This is a genomic window from Pseudomonas sp. TE31087, from assembly GCF_057284075.1.
Map to the genome: position 1 here is coordinate 1,575,021 of NZ_JBXVNN010000001.1, position 14,169 is coordinate 1,589,189.

14 protein-coding genes are annotated in these 14,169 nt (G+C 64.9%); 3 read left to right on the plus strand and 11 right to left on the minus strand.

Annotated features, from left to right (window positions below; all coding sequences use genetic code 11):
• Positions 1 to 19 precede the first annotated feature (19 nt).
• The 10 genes from ACZ899_RS07165 to ACZ899_RS07210 form a co-directional block, all read right to left on the minus strand.
• Positions 20 to 3,094, minus strand: coding sequence for an error-prone DNA polymerase (locus ACZ899_RS07165; RefSeq protein ID WP_234562490.1), 3,075 nt, complete (start codon positions 3,092 to 3,094; stop codon positions 20 to 22).
• Entirely contained in the window at positions 3,091 to 4,509 is a 1,419-nt protein-coding gene (locus tag ACZ899_RS07170; protein WP_234562489.1) for a Y-family DNA polymerase, read from the minus strand. The genes ACZ899_RS07165 and ACZ899_RS07170 overlap by 4 nt, the downstream gene beginning before the upstream one ends.
• A gap of 6 nt (positions 4,510 to 4,515) precedes the next feature.
• On the minus strand, positions 4,516 to 5,136 hold the full coding sequence (imuA, locus tag ACZ899_RS07175; protein WP_234562488.1) for a translesion DNA synthesis-associated protein ImuA: 621 nt from the start codon (positions 5,134 to 5,136) through the stop codon (positions 4,516 to 4,518).
• Complete coding sequence (gene lexA / locus ACZ899_RS07180; protein ID WP_485627514.1) at positions 5,136 to 5,744, minus strand: transcriptional repressor LexA; 609 nt, start codon at positions 5,742 to 5,744, stop codon at positions 5,136 to 5,138. The genes imuA and lexA overlap by 1 nt, the downstream gene beginning before the upstream one ends.
• Before the next feature lie 70 nt (positions 5,745 to 5,814).
• Positions 5,815 to 7,413 (minus strand): hypothetical protein, encoded by a 1,599-nt coding sequence (locus ACZ899_RS07185; protein ID WP_234562486.1) that lies wholly within the window; start codon positions 7,411 to 7,413, stop codon positions 5,815 to 5,817.
• 3 nt (positions 7,414 to 7,416) lie between these two features.
• Positions 7,417 to 8,178, minus strand: a complete 762-nt coding sequence (locus ACZ899_RS07190; RefSeq protein ID WP_234562485.1) for a hypothetical protein — start codon at positions 8,176 to 8,178, stop codon at positions 7,417 to 7,419.
• A gap of 160 nt (positions 8,179 to 8,338) precedes the next feature.
• A complete protein-coding gene (locus ACZ899_RS07195) occupies positions 8,339 to 8,866 on the minus strand; it encodes a thioesterase family protein (protein ID WP_198743174.1) in 528 nt (175 codons plus the stop codon).
• 268 nt (positions 8,867 to 9,134) lie between these two features.
• A complete protein-coding gene (locus ACZ899_RS07200; RefSeq protein ID WP_234562484.1) occupies positions 9,135 to 9,545 on the minus strand; it encodes an acyl-CoA thioesterase in 411 nt (136 codons plus the stop codon).
• Positions 9,546 to 9,873: 328 nt separating this feature from the next.
• Positions 9,874 to 10,719 carry an IS3 family transposase gene (locus ACZ899_RS07205; protein WP_324256565.1) on the minus strand — a complete coding sequence of 282 codons (846 nt, stop codon included), beginning with the start codon at positions 10,717 to 10,719 and terminating at the stop codon, positions 9,874 to 9,876.
• Positions 10,716 to 11,075: a transposase gene (locus tag ACZ899_RS07210; protein ID WP_075043813.1), complete on the minus strand. Its 360-nt coding sequence runs from the start codon at positions 11,073 to 11,075 to the stop codon at positions 10,716 to 10,718. Before ACZ899_RS07210 ends, ACZ899_RS07205 begins: the two co-directional genes overlap by 4 nt.
• Before the next feature lie 173 nt (positions 11,076 to 11,248).
• Here ACZ899_RS07210 and ACZ899_RS07215 point away from each other — a divergent pair, with 173 nt between their 5' ends.
• Positions 11,249 to 11,914, plus strand: a complete 666-nt coding sequence (locus ACZ899_RS07215; protein ID WP_234560354.1) for an HAD family hydrolase — start codon at positions 11,249 to 11,251, stop codon at positions 11,912 to 11,914.
• A 76-nt stretch (positions 11,915 to 11,990) separates the two neighbouring features.
• On the opposite strand, the gene ppk2 is transcribed toward ACZ899_RS07215, so the two are convergent.
• The gene (ppk2, locus tag ACZ899_RS07220) at positions 11,991 to 12,809 is read right to left on the minus strand and encodes a polyphosphate kinase 2 (RefSeq protein ID WP_234560355.1); all 819 of its coding nucleotides are present in this window, start codon (positions 12,807 to 12,809) and stop codon (positions 11,991 to 11,993) included.
• Between the two features lie 258 nt (positions 12,810 to 13,067).
• Between ppk2 and ACZ899_RS07225 the strand changes: the two genes are divergently transcribed.
• Positions 13,068 to 13,700 (plus strand): hypothetical protein, encoded by a 633-nt coding sequence (locus ACZ899_RS07225; protein WP_234560356.1) that lies wholly within the window; start codon positions 13,068 to 13,070, stop codon positions 13,698 to 13,700.
• Positions 13,701 to 13,798: 98 nt separating this feature from the next.
• Entirely contained in the window at positions 13,799 to 14,017 is a 219-nt protein-coding gene (locus ACZ899_RS07230) for a hypothetical protein (protein ID WP_234560357.1), read from the plus strand.
• Positions 14,018 to 14,169 lie beyond the last annotated feature (152 nt).

The following is a 14,169-nucleotide window of genomic DNA, read 5'->3' on the forward strand; positions in this document are numbered from 1 at the left end:
CTGTTCATAGCTTGCCGTGCTAGTGAAAATCTCGACTGCGCACATCCAGCCCCTGCAACAAGGGGCTGATGTCCTCCAGTCGTCGGGCGATCAGGTGCCGCACCCCGCTCTCCTGCTCCAGGCGCCCGCTCACCTTGAGCAATTTCGAGCCTACCAGCGCCCGCCGCTGGCGCTCGGCCAGCTCGCGCCAGACCACCACGTTGACCATCCCGTGCTCATCCTCGAGGGTGACGAAGGTCACGCCACTGGCGGTCTGCGGGCGCTGCCGGCCGACCACGATGCCGGCCACGGCAATCGTGTCGCCATGCTCGACCCCCGCCAACTCCGTCGAGCTGCGACAACCCAGTGCCCGCAAGCGTGAACGCAGCAGGGTCAAGGGATGCGGTCCGAGGGTGGTGCCCAGGGTGTCGTAGTCGGCGGCCAGGTCCTCGGCGACACTCGGCAGCGGCAACATCACCGCCTGCTCGGGCACGGAGTCGACCTCGGCAAACAGCGGCAACTGCGCCTGCACCGCCGCCACCTGCCAGCGCGCCTGGTGGCGGTCACCGGCCAGCCCGCGCAAGGCCCCGGCATCCGCCAGGCGCGCACGGGCCCGAGCGTCGAGCCCGGCACGCAGGCACAGGTCCTCGACGTCGCGCCACGGACGCTGTGCCCGCGCCTGCGCCAGGCGGCGGGCATCGTCTTCCCCGAAGCCACGAATCTGACGCAGCCCCAGGCGGATGGCCAGCGCGCCCTCACCCACGGCTTCCAGCGTGCAGTCCCAGTCGCTATGGAACACATCCACCGGGCGCACTTCGATCCCTTGGCGGCGCGCCTCCTGCAGTAGTTGGTCGGGGCTGTAGAAGCCCATCGGCCAACTGTTGACCAGCGCGCAGGTGAAGATCGCCGGCTCATGGCACTTGAGCCAGCTGCTGGCGTAGCACAGCAGGGCGAAACTGGCGGCGTGGGACTCAGGAAAACCGTAGCTGCCGAAGCCCTTGATCTGCTCGAAGATGCGCTCGGCAAACGCCAGTTCGTAGCCATTGCGCAGCATGCCCGCGATCAACCGCTCGCGGTGCGGTTCCAGGCCGCCATGGCGCTTCCAGGCAGCCATGCTGCGGCGCAACTGGTCGGCCTCGCCCGGGCTGTAGTCGGCGGCGACCATGGCCAGCTCCATCACCTGCTCCTGGAACAACGGCACGCCCAGGGTGCGCTCGAAGACGGCCTGGAGTTTTTCCGATGGATAGGTAACCGGCTCCTGCTTGAGCCTGCGGCGCAGGTACGGGTGGACCATGTCGCCCTGGATCGGCCCGGGACGGACGATGGCCACCTCGATCACCAGGTCGTAGAACTTCACCGGCTTGAGCCGGGGCAGCATGGCCATCTGTGCCCGCGACTCGATCTGGAACACGCCCATGGTCTCGGCGCGGCCGATCATGGCGTAGGTGGCCGGGTCCTCCTTGGGCAGGGTCGCCAGCGTGTACTCGCGCCCCCGGTGCCGGGCGATCAGGTCGAAGCAGCGGCGCAGGGCGCTGAGCATGCCCAGCGCCAGCACATCGACCTTGAGCAGGCCGACCATGTCCAGGTCGTCCTTGTCCCACTGGATCACCGTGCGCTCGGCCATCGCCGCGTTCTCCACCGGCACCAGCCGGTCCAGCGGCTGCTCGGAGATGACAAAGCCGCCGGGATGCTGCGACAGGTGCCGGGGAAAGCCGATCAGTTCCCCCGCCAGCACCAGGATGCGCCGCAGCGAGGGGCTGTGCGCGTCGAAACCGGCCTCGGCCAGGCGCCCGGCATCGGGGATGCGATCACTCCAGCGCCCGCAGCACTTGGCCAGGGCGTCCACCTGGTCGGCCGGCAAGCCGAGCACCCGGGCTACGTCGCGCACCGCCCCGGCGGCGTGGTAGCTGCTGACCACGGCGGTAAGTGCCGCACGGTGCCGGCCATAGCGGCGGAACACGTACTGGATCACCTCTTCGCGGCGGTCATGCTCGAAGTCCACGTCGATGTCCGGCGGCTCGTTGCGCTCGCGGGAGAGAAAGCGCTCGAACAACAGGCGATGCTCCATGGGGTCGAGCTCGGTGATGCCGAGGACGAAACACACCACCGAGTTGGCCGCCGAACCGCGCCCCTGGCAGAGGATGCGCTGGCGGCGGGCGAAGGCGACGATGTCGTGGACGGTCAGGAAGTAACTCTCGTAGCCCAGTTCCTCGATCAGTGCCAGCTCCCGCTCCAGCACCGTGCGCACCTTGTCGCTCGGGCCCTGGGGCCAGCGCTCGGGCAGGCCGCGCCGGCACAGTTCGCGCAACCAGCTGGCCGGGGTCTGCCCTTCGGGCACCAGTTCCCGTGGGTACTGGTACTTCAACTGTGACAGGTCGAAGGTGCAGCGCCCGGCAACCTGGGTGGTCTGCGCGAGCAGGTCGGCGGGGTACAGCTCGCGCAGCTGGTCGAGCGACCTCAGGTGACGCTCGCCGTTGGCGAACAGGAAGCGCCCCGCCTCGGCGACCGCGCAATGTTCGCGGATGGCGGTCATGCAGTCCTGCAGCGCCCGCCGCCCGCGCACATGCATGTGCACATCGCCGCAGGCCACCAGCGGGATCTCCAGCCGAGTCCCAAGCGCGCGCAGCTGCGCCAGGCGCTGGGCGTCGTCGGCCCCGCGGTGCAGGTGCACTGCCAACCATAGGCGCTCGCCGAACAGCGGCCGCAACCAGGCCGCGTCGCCATCGTCGGGCTCGGCCACCCACAGCGCCAGCAGGCCCTGGTGGTGGGCCTCGAGGTCCTCGGCGAGCAACTGGTAGCTGCCCTTCTCCGAACGCCGCCGGGCGCGGGTGATCAGCGCGCAGAGGTTCTGGTAGCCGACAAGGTCCCCCACCAGCAGGACCAGCTTCGGCCCCTGGTGCACCCGCACCTCGCTGCCGACGATCAGCTTCAGCTGATGCTGCTTCGCTGCCTGCCAGGCCCGGACAATCCCCGCCAGCGTGCATTCGTCGGTGATCGCCAGGGCCTGGTAGCCCTGCTCGCGGGCGCGGCGGAACAGTTCGTCGGCACTGGAGGCGCCGCGCTGGAAACTGAAGTTCGACAGGCAGTGCAACTCTGCATAATCCGGGCTGTTCATGCGAACCAGCCCTGCAACCACAGCGGCCCGGGGCTCGCCAGGTCACGGAAGGCCCAACCGCGCAGGCCGTCGCGGGTCTCGATGCGGTAGTAGTCACGGCGCACGTCGCCACCGTCCCACCAGCCGGACTCGATGCGCTCGGCCTGCCCCAGCAGTTGCAGGCCGGTCTCGCTCAAGAGCTGGGGTGTGGGCAGCAGCCAACCGGGACGACGACCAGGAGCCATCACCCGTTGGCCCTGGGCGCCCTGCTCCACGCCTTGCCAGGCGCACTCGGGGCGATGGTCGGCTGCGGCGCGCAGGCCCCTGACCGCCTCGTCACCGAGCCGTGCCCGCAGCCGTTCACGCAGTTGCTCCCAGGGCTGGGCCTGCTGTGCACGCGGGTCGAACAGCGCCTGGCGTTGCGGCACGAATGGCGGCAGGTCGGCGGCCAGCAGGCGCAGGTTGCGTACCGGCGCCGGAATACGCAGCGGCTCCAGGCGACCACGGGCCAGCTCGAACAGCAGCGAGGCGTCGCGCTCGGCGGCCAGCAGGCCGACCTTGAGCACGGTGTCCGCGCCTTCGGCGTGCTCCAGATGCAGCTCGAAACGCTGCACGCCGCAGTCGCGCCCGGCGAGGAAGGCCGCCAGGTCGCTGATGAGGCGACGCAAGGGGAACAGCAGCGCCTGATGCGACTCGACATCGAAATTCAGCTCCAGCCGCGCCTCGAAACGATCGGGCGGCTGGTAAAAGTCCAGCCCCAGGTTGCGCAGGCCGAGCAGCTGGTCCAGGTGCAACTGCACCTGGACACTGAAACGCCTGGCCAAGGCATCGCGCGGCAATGCCAGCACCTGCCCGAGCCGGTGCAGGCCCATGCGGGCGAAGGCTTCGGCCGCCTCGGCGGGCAGGCCGACACGCTCGACGGGCATCTCGAGCAAGGCGGCGCGGGTGGCCTGCGGGCAGGTCAGCGCCAGGCCATCATGGCCATTGGCGAGCATCCTCGCCGCCACCGGATTGCTGGCCACGACGATCCGCTGGCGCAACCCCAATGCCGCCAGTTCCTTGCGCAGGCGGGCCTCGAACAGCGGCCAGGGGCCGAACAATTGCAGGCTCGAGCCCACCTCCAACAGCAACGCACGGGGATAGTGCAGGCTGACCTGGGCGCTGAAGCGGTAGGCCCAGGCTGCCAGCAACTGCTGCAACTGCTCGATGCGTGCCGGCTCGACCTCAACACAGGTGAAACCGTCGGCCAGGGCGCGGGCGGCGGTCAGCGTCTGCCCGGCGCGCAGGCCCAGCTCAGCGGCCGCCGGGTTGACCGCCCGCAGCACGCGGCGCTGGGGCGGCCCGCCGAGCAGCACCAGCGGTGCCTCGGGGTCGTCGCGTTCGCGCAGGACGGTGTCCAGCGCCAGCTGTGGCAACAAAATGCAAGCCCAGAGCATGGCGCATCACTCCCGCCCCGGGCAGGCGATGGGCGTGGCCGGCGCCAGGCCGCCCCGGCACTTGAGCACGCGCCATTGTGCCGGACGCAGGTCGAGGGCGATGCGCAGGGCGGCGGGTGACGGGTTCAGCGCGGCCTGGTGCGGACGACAGGCGAACGCCAGCGCGTCGCCGGTCTCCGCGGCCACCTGCAGGCGGCGCAAGGCACGGTCGTCGGCACGCGCTGGCCAGCACAGCACGGCGGCGCAACTGCCCGAGCGCAGGCACTGCTCGGCCGCCCACAAGGCATCGGCCGCCTCGGCATCGACCTGCACCAGCCAGCGCAGGTCCACCCCGGCGGCCTGCCAGGCCGGCGCATAGGGAATGAACGGCGGCGCCACCAGCACCACCCGCTGCCCCTCCCCGGTCAACCGGGCGAGTGTCGGCCAGAGCAGTTGCAGCTCACCGCAACCGGGGCTGGCCAGCAGCAGCTCGCTCAACGCCGCCGCCGGCCAACCGCCTTCCGGCAGTCGATGGTCGAGGCTCGTATGCCCGGTGGGTTGCAGGCCCTGCGGACGCGCCTGGGCCTGCCGCCCACGCCATACCTGGCGCTGGTCGAGCAGCCGGTCGAGTTCGACCACGGCGCCCATCAGTCACGCCTCAGCAGGCCGCAGAACACGCCTTCGATGAAGAACTCGTGCCCGGGGGTCACGTCGATGGGGGCATAGGCCGGGTTGCGCGGCAGCAGGCGATAGCCGTCGCGGGTGCGCTGCAGGCGCTTGATGGTCACCTCGCCGTCGAGCCGGGCGACCACGATCTGCCCGTCGCGGGCCTCGCCCTGCTGGCGGATGCCGACCAGGTCGCCGTCGAAGATGCCGTCATCGATCATCGAATCGCCGCGCACCTTGAGCAGGTAGTCGGGGGTGCACCGGAACAGGCTGGGGTCGAGCAGCAACTGCTCGTGGATGTCGAGGTCGGGGCCGATCGGCGCACCGGCGGCGACCTGGCCAAGTACCGGGATCTCGAGGATTTCGGGCCGGCGCAGGGGCTCGGCCAGGCGGATGCCACGCGCCTGGTTGGGCGTGACGTCGATGAACCCGGCCTGGCTCAGGGCGGTGATGTGCTTGCGCGCCACGCTGCGCGAGGCGAAACCGAAGCGCTCGGCGATGTCGGCCAGCGATGGTGGCTGGCCTTGATCGGTGATGCGCTCGCGGATGAAGCCGAGGATGGCGCGGCGTTTGGGGGATAAAGTGTCCATGGAGTACATTTGTACTCTTTTTTCAAAACACTGAACAGTCCCCTTCGTCGCCGGCCCTCCCCGCCTCGCCTCAGTAGCGAATGGACAAGGCGATCGCCTCGTTCGGGGTCTGGTGTTTGTCCAACAGGCCCAGCACCTCTTTCTTCAACTGCTCCTGCCGATCGATCAGCGCCAGGTCGCGGAACTTGTAGTCCAGGTCGGCATAGCTTTCCGACACGCCGGCATTGAGGTGGTTCTTGCCGAAGGTGTGCACGATGTGCTTGGACTTCCAGATGTCGTACTGGCTGAACACCTGGTCCTGCGGCAGGTGCCTGGCGACCGAGAACGGCACCCGGGTCAGCAGGCAGTAGTTCATCTTGTACTTGTGGAACTGGTAGTGCTCCAGGGAGTGGACGAACGACACGTACCAGATATAGGTGGCGATCACCTCGATGTTGAAGGCCTTGTCGCCGGGCTGGCACGGCAGGTTGACGTAGCGGCACAGCTCGGCGACCCAGTTGTTGATGTAAGGCTCGGAGCCGTCGCGCAGCAGGTCGTCGTAGCTGGCCGAGACGAACTTCAGCACCGCCGCGTAGTAGTCGCGGTACTGGGCGTTGAGCGCGTGCTGGCCATTGAGGTACTGGTCGAACGGGATGGCGAACCTGATCTCGAACTTCTGGGTCAGCGCCTGGTCCTCGGTCTCGCGCTTGTTGTACATGTTCAGGGCATTTTCATAGCCGACCTTGTAGAAGGTCTGCGCCGAGTAGTAGCCGATGCAGCTGTAGAGGAACTTGTCGGCGATGCCGGTGGTTTCGCGCAGCGACAGTGGCGATTCCTTGAACTGGTGGTTGAGCATCAGGATGTAGGCGGTGTGCGGGTCCATCAGCTTGTGGAAGTTCGACTCCCTGGGCACCAGGTTGAACAGGAACGCCGCGCCCATTTCGGCGAAGAACAGGTGATGGTGCAGGTGCGCGCCGAGGATGAAGAACACCATGGTGTTGGACATGAAGTACACCTTGGCCAGGTCCCAGTCCGGCTCACCCGGGCCGACGCTTGAACCGTCGCGCAGGGTGATGCGCATGCTGTCGGCGGCAAAATCCTCGGCGATGGCGATGCTGGCCACGTCGAACACCGAGCTGGACAGGCGGATCTCGCGAGTGAAGTCACGCATGTCGAAGGTCGACACGCCATCGACCGTCTGCAGGTAGTGGGTGATCTGCGAGGACATCAGGAATACCCGCAGGTCCTCGTCCGAGATGGCCGTCGGCTGCGGGAACTGGCCCAGCGGCACCTTGTAGTAGTCGCGGTTGGCCTTGATGATCGACTGGATGTAGTTGTGGTAGACCTTGTCCTTTCTCCAGCGGTAGACCAGCTCGGCGGGGAGCTTTTTCGGGATGTAGCCCATGTGGTAGTCGGTGCCCGGGATCGGCGTGCTTTCCATCGAGATGGAATCGCGGTTGTAGTGGCGGTAGCCGAAGTAGCGAGGCAGCAGCCACTTCAACTGGACCCACTTCCAGGCCAGGAAGCTGGTGCCGAGGTTGACCGCGTACAGCGCCAGCAGCAGCGGCACGAACTTCACGTAGTACAGACCTACGTACACATGCTTCAACGGCTCGGCACGGGTCTTGCTCATCAGGATGATCACGGGGCTGACGGTGATGAAAAACGCCAGCAGGATGACTTCCAGCATGCTTCAAACTCCTTGTTCGATCGCTTTGTTCTTGTTGCGGCTTGCGCCGTAGCTGTACAGGCAGGCGCCTGTGAAAATCACGTTGGCCACGCTCCAGGCGAGGGCCGCGTCGGGGCTGTACCAGTTCGTCAGGTCGAAGGCCGGCAGGTTCATCAACGGTGTGTCGCCGGCGAGCGTGCGCACGAACAGGTAAAAACCAAAGGTGTAGGCACGGGCCTGGAAGTACAGGTCCGAACGACGCAGGAGCAAGGCGTAGGCCACCGGTGCCAGCAACAGCGGCAGGGCGTAGCCGAAGGTGGTGATCCGTGCCGAGTACAGGAAGCACAGGTTCCAGGTGGTGTAGAGGTAGGGCCAGTAGGCCGGGACACGCACCACGAAATCATTGTGACGGCCAGAGATCTCCCAATGCTTGCGCGAGTACGGCAGGCAGACGATCAGGCCCACGGCGGCGACGATGTTGAGGATGTTGCCGGTCTGCCAGTCGATCACCGAGGCTTCGATGATGTTCAGCACGATCACCACGTAGATGAGCTTGTAGATGAAGCCTTCGATCCTTGGCTTGTAGCGGGCATAGGCCAGGAAGCACATGGGCAGCAACACACTGATGGTCTTGATGCGCATGAACAGGTTGGCGTTGGGCACCAGCAGCGCCGGCAGCGACAGGACGAAGAAGGTCAGGCCCACCAGGCGGTAGCGCCTGAACAGCTCGGCGACCAGCAGGAAGGCGGCGAAAAAGGCCAGCATCAACAGCAAGGTGTTCGACATGAGGTGTTTCCCTACTCATTCATGGATCGACGTGCGGCGCGAACGCCGGGCACGGCAAAGCCTGCCGCGCACGTCCGGGCCAGAGGCCGGGGACGGTGGAGCAATGGACAGGCGTTGCAGGTATCAGGTGGCTGGCAAGGAGGCCGCGGCGCGGCCTGGCTCAGGCCTTGCCGAGGACGTGCGCTTCAGCCTCCAGCCACTTCTTCACGGCTTCGGGCATCGGCGCGGTGGTGGGCTGGACCTTGAGCTTCTCGGCGATCACCGCATTGGCGACCAGGCCCTTGCGACCGACCCAGGCGCCTTTGGAGTAGCCGGTCACGACCACTTCGCCAGCCATGTTCAAGAAGCTGTACTGGAAGTAGGTCCAGTTTTCGTCGAGGCAGCAGATGCTGAATTCGGCGGTATACTTCTCGAACATGGAAAGTTGCTTCTTGTAGACAACCAAGTTGCCACCGAGCATCGGCTTCCAGCCCAACTTGAAGGCCGGAATGAGGATTTTCGCGCGCAGGCAAAGTTCCAGCATGAACAAGTCGGCGATGGTCATGTAACGACCATTGTTCATGTGTTTGTTGATGTCGATATCGTTCGGCCAAACCCGCAGCGTGCGGTGCAGCGTGTCGGTCAGGGCCATGGGCGGCTTGAAGAAACCGCGCAGGACAGCCAGCAACAGGCGGATGTACAGATTCATCCGGTTATCCCTCCCTAGGATTTTTATTATCGTTCCCTGTCAAGCCAGCCGTTGATGCGTCGGCTGGCGGCAAGCGGCGCATTGCAGGCCTGCTTGTTTGCTTCGTAGCGGTGGCGAAACTAACAGCTTTCCCCAAGAGCAACCAGTGGCCAACACCTTAATTGGTCGAAAAACGCCAACTGAATAACCGGTCACGTTCGGACTTTATATCCGATTGATGCTGAAACGTTTGTTCTTTTATTGGAAAACTATTCGTCGCGGTGTCCCGCTAGTCCATGTGCTCGCTCAATGCCTGGCGCAATGCCTCGGGCACTGCAACCGGCTGCATGCTCTCGGGGCAGACGCACACCTGGGTCATGCTGGCGCGAAAGCAAACCTGGCCGTCGGCGCCGCGCGCCTCCACGGCGAAGCTGAATGATGTGGTACCAGGCTCACCACTGCTGACCTGCACGCTGATCAGGTCGCCCCAGGTCATGGGCGCCAGGAATTCGATGGACAGGGCCCGCGCCGGCGGCATCACGCCCATGGCGAACAAGGTGCGCAGACCTTCGCCGCCAAGGCGGTGGGAGAGAAACTCATGAATCGCCTCGATGACGAAATAGGAGATGCGCGGCGTATAGACGATCCCCGCAGGATCGCAGTCGCCAAACAGAACTTTCCTGGTAGTGACAAAAGGCATGGCGTTATGTGCTCCGTGCTGGGAATGCCTGGCCGCTCATACTAACGTACAAACGGCTGGCATCTTTGCTGCCCACCACTCCCAAGCCATGCACCAAGGCAGGCAACCATGGCCTGACAGGTTCGGCACGTTGCAACAAATGTAGGAGCAACTGTCTTGCTGAGATTTTTCAACCGGCATGATCTCTGTAGGAGCGGCCTTGTGTCGCGAAAGGGCCGCAAAGCGGCCCCGGCGATCTTTGCGACAACGCTGAAATCCCGGGGCTGCTTCGCAGCCCTTTCGCGACACAAGGTGAACTGGTCAAGTAATTTTGGACACCGGTTAAGGTTCATGCCGCTGCCTTGAGCTTTTCCTCCATGGCTACTGGCGTTTCATAGCCGTTGTAGCTGTGGAGGCGCTTGAGGTTGTAGCGCATCAGATAAGCCTGGATATCCACTCGTGCCTGCGCTTCGGTCTCGTAACCCTCTGCCGGCACCCATTCTGATTTCAATGCTCCGAAGAATCGCTCCATGGCAGCGTTATCCCAGCATTGGCCTCGATGGCTCATGCTCTGGTTCAAGTTGTACTCATCGAGCGCGGCTCTGAATTTATGGCTGGTGTACTGACAGCCCTGGTCTGAATGAAACATTACGCCCGCCGGCCTACCCCGCGATTCAGCGGCCATGCGCAGGGCGTTACAAGCTAAGTTGGCATCTGCAATCATCGAGAATGCCCAACCCACTACGCGACGGGCATAGAGGTCAATCACGGCGGCTAGGTACAGCCAGCGCCTGCCAACCTGGATATAGGTCACATCGCCACACCAAACCTCATTGATCGCCGAAACCTTGAAATTGCGCTTCAGCTGATTCTCGGCGATCAACGCTTCTGCCCCTGATGACCGATAGCGGTGCGGCCTGCGCTGTTTGCACTTCAGGCCAGCTTCACGCATTAGCGCACGCACCTTGTATCGTCCTATTTCATGGCCTTCGTGCCGCAATTCCTGCGCCAGGGTTCGCGAGCCAGAAGCACTTCGCGATGCGTTGAAGTGCTTGATTACCAGCAGGCGTAGCGCATCTCTTGCCGGGTTTTCACGTCCTTGCCGTTTGCGCCACGCATAGAAACTGCTGCGCTTAACCCCAAGCACGCGGCAGCAGTCGACAACAGGGTATTGCTCACTCAGCTCGTTGATCAGCGAGAACGATCTTTGGAGTCCCGAAGCAGGAGAGCACTGGCCTTTTTTAGGATTTCGATATCCCGATCCTTTTGCCGAACCAGCGCTTCGAGTTCTTCAATTCGTTGCTGCTCGGGTGTGATCGCTTTGGCTCCAGCAGGAACCTTACCGGCTCTCTCTTCACGCACCTGATCAACCCAGCGGCGAAGCGCGGTAGGGCCCAGCCCAAGGGCTGCACAGACCTCAGGAACTGACTGCCCACCATCCAGCACCATTTCGGCAGCTTGGACTTTGTATTCTCTTGAATAAGATTTACGCACTGATTTTGCCTCCAATTGGGCGCCATCATAGCGCCCGATGAAGGTGTCCAAAATCATTAGGCCAGTTCAAGGCCGCTCCTACAGGTTGGCGTAGTACCTGTGAGCCTTGCGTCGCGATGCGCCGCGCGGGCGGCGCTCCCGCCGAGCACCTCGAACGCCCCCAGCCAAGTGCATTTCCCCCCCCTGATCCCTTATGATGCTGAATGGTTTCTCCACCCCCAGGATGCCCGATGCTGACCGCCCTGCTGTTCGACCTCGATGGGACCCTCACCGATACCGACACCTTGCACCTGCAAGCCTTCCGCCAGCTGCTGTTCGACCATGACGGCCGCGAGCTGACCCAGGAGCAGTTCAACACTCAGGTCAGCGGTCGCTCCAACGGCCTGCTGTTCGCCGAACTGTTCCCCCAGGCCAACGCCGCCAGCCGCCAGGCCCTGGCCGAACGCAAGGAAGCGCTGTTCCGCGAACTGTCACCGACCCTGGCGCCGATGCCCGGCCTGTTGCGCCTGCTGGATCACGCCACGCGGCATGGCATCGGCATGTGCGTGGTAACCAACGCGCCCCGCCTGAACGCCGAGCACATGCTCGGCGCCATGGACCTGGCCACGCGTTTCGAGCATGTGCTGATAGCGGACGAGCTGGCGCGCCCCAAACCCGACCCCCTGCCCTACCTCACCGGCCTGCAGCGCCTGGACGCCAAGGCCGGACAGGCACTGGCATTCGAGGACTCGCTGCCAGGCGTCAAGGCCGCCGTCGATGCCGGCATCTTCACCGTCGGGCTGGCGACTACCCAGCCCGCCGAGCGCTTGCTGGAAGCCGGGGCAAGGCTGGTGATCGAGGACTATGACGACCCACGGTTGTGGGACTTGGTCGAGCGAATGCAGTCTGCTGGCTGATTGTCCGGGGAGCGCAACGTGCACCTTGCCCGAGTGCTCGGAACAGTCGCCGCCACGGCTTGCGTCGATCCAGGCGTCAGAACCGCTCCGCCACCATCTTGAACGGATACGGCTGCGCCTTGTGCTTGCCGATCTTGCCGCGCTTGGGCAACGACACTTTGTGCGCTTGGCTGAGGTCCTTGTAGGGGATCTGCTGCAGCAGGTGGCTGATGATGTTCAGCCGCGCCTTGCGCTTGTCCTCCGAGCGCGCCATGTACCAGGGTGCCCAGGAAGAGTCGGAGGCGGCGAACATGTCGTCGCGGGCGCGGGTGTAGTCGTCCCAGCGGTTGTAGGACTTGACGTCCATCGGCGACAGCTTCCACAGCTTGCGCCCGTCGCTGATGCGGTCCTGCAGGCGGCGGGTCTGCTCCTCGGCGCTGACCTCGAGCCAGTACTTGATGAGGATGATCCCCGACTCGACCATCATGCGCTCGAACATCGGCACCACGGTGAGGAACTTGTGGGCCTGCTCGTCAGTGCAGAAGCCCATCACCCGCTCGACGCCGGCGCGGTTGTACCAACTGCGATCGAAGATCACCACCTCGCCCGCCGCCGGCAGGTGGACCAGGTAGCGCTGGGCATACATCTGGGTCTTCTCGCGCTCGGTGGGAGCCGGCAGCGCCACCACGCGAAACACCCGCGGGCTCACCCGCTCGGTGATGGCCTTGATGGTGCCGCCCTTGCCGGCGCCGTCGCGGCCCTCGAAGACGATGCACACCTTCAGGCCCTTCTCCACCACCCACTGCTGCAGCTTGACCAGCTCGACGTGCAACCGTCGCAGTTCTGCCTCGTAGCTCTTGCGCCCGAGTCTGTCCGTGGCATCGCCCTTGCGTTTCTTGCCCTCGCCCTTGGCCATCGGCGGCTCCTCTGTGTGCGTTGCAGGTCTGTCCGTTGCCGGTTGCCCCGACGGCGCCAGGGCGGATCAAAGGAGTATGGATGAGCAGCGGCATTTTGCCGGGCATGGCGTTGCCCGGGTGCTGCGAAACAGCGCACACCCTCGAGGATATGTCGTCTTGCCACGATTGCGGGGGCTCTGGCCCGCGGGTTCTAATCCCGCACCAGCCGGCCCGGCCGGCGCGCATCCCTGCAATTGGCAACTCAAGGAAGCCCTACGATGGACAGGAAGATCATACCGCTGGCCCTGCTGGCGACCCTGGTCGGCTGCTCGGACGGCCAACAGCCCCGCGAAGCCGACCTGCGCCAGGCTGCCCAGGCCTACCTCGACACCCAGTACCCGCACTGTTTCGTGATCAGCGCCTTCCCCACGCGCACCCGTGACTTCGATGTGGAAGGCACCAACAAGGCCCTGCACGCCCTGGCCCGGGTCGGCGTGGTCAGCGAACGGGAAGTCGCCCGCACCGAGGTGCCGGAGCGCCTGTGGCAGCCGGCGCGGACCGACATCTACTACGCCTACGACCTCACCGACGAGGGCCGGCGCCACTACAAGGCCGATGCCCGGCGCGAGGCAAACGGCGCCAGCACCGGCGGCCTGTGCTTCGGCAAGGCACAGGTCACCACCATCAAGGGCTTCAGCCCCCCTGTCGAACACGATGGACGGCAGCAGTCCCAGGTGACCTACAGCTACCAGATCACCGAACTGCCGGGGTGGGCCGACGACGCGGCGATCCAGGCCGATATCGCCGGGCTTGGCCAGGCGGTCGCCAGCGCCGCCAAGCCGCTGGAGGAAACCCGATCCATGGTCCTTACGGCCCAGGGCTGGGTGCACGAACAACTGCTGGCCAACTGAACGGCTTGTTAATCCTGGGAAAATCCGCGCACGCCATCCTTGCCTCAACCCGGCCGTCAGGCGGCCGACCTTCAGGTCAAACGATGGAGACTCCAGTGATGAAATCCGTAGCATGCGCACTCGCCGTGCTGGCAACGATCTCGGCCACCTCGGCCTTTGCCGAAGGCGGCGCCGACCGCCTCAGGGAGCGCAGCGACCAACTTGCGCTGCAACGCCAGCAGGCGGCCGAGCAGGTTGCCAAGGGTGACGCCCCGTCACCCACCCGGCAGCATCTCGGCCAGCAAGGACAGGACGCTAGCGACAAGCCCTCCAGCTGATGCCCCCTGAACAGCGTCTTTCAGCGCAGACGCCTTGCGCGTGGATGGCTTGGCCCCTGATGGCTTGGCCCCTACCTGACAACACCGCGCAAAAAACTCAGGCCCGCCGGGCAACGCCCGGACAGGCCTGAGGAAGGGAAAACGGTCGAATG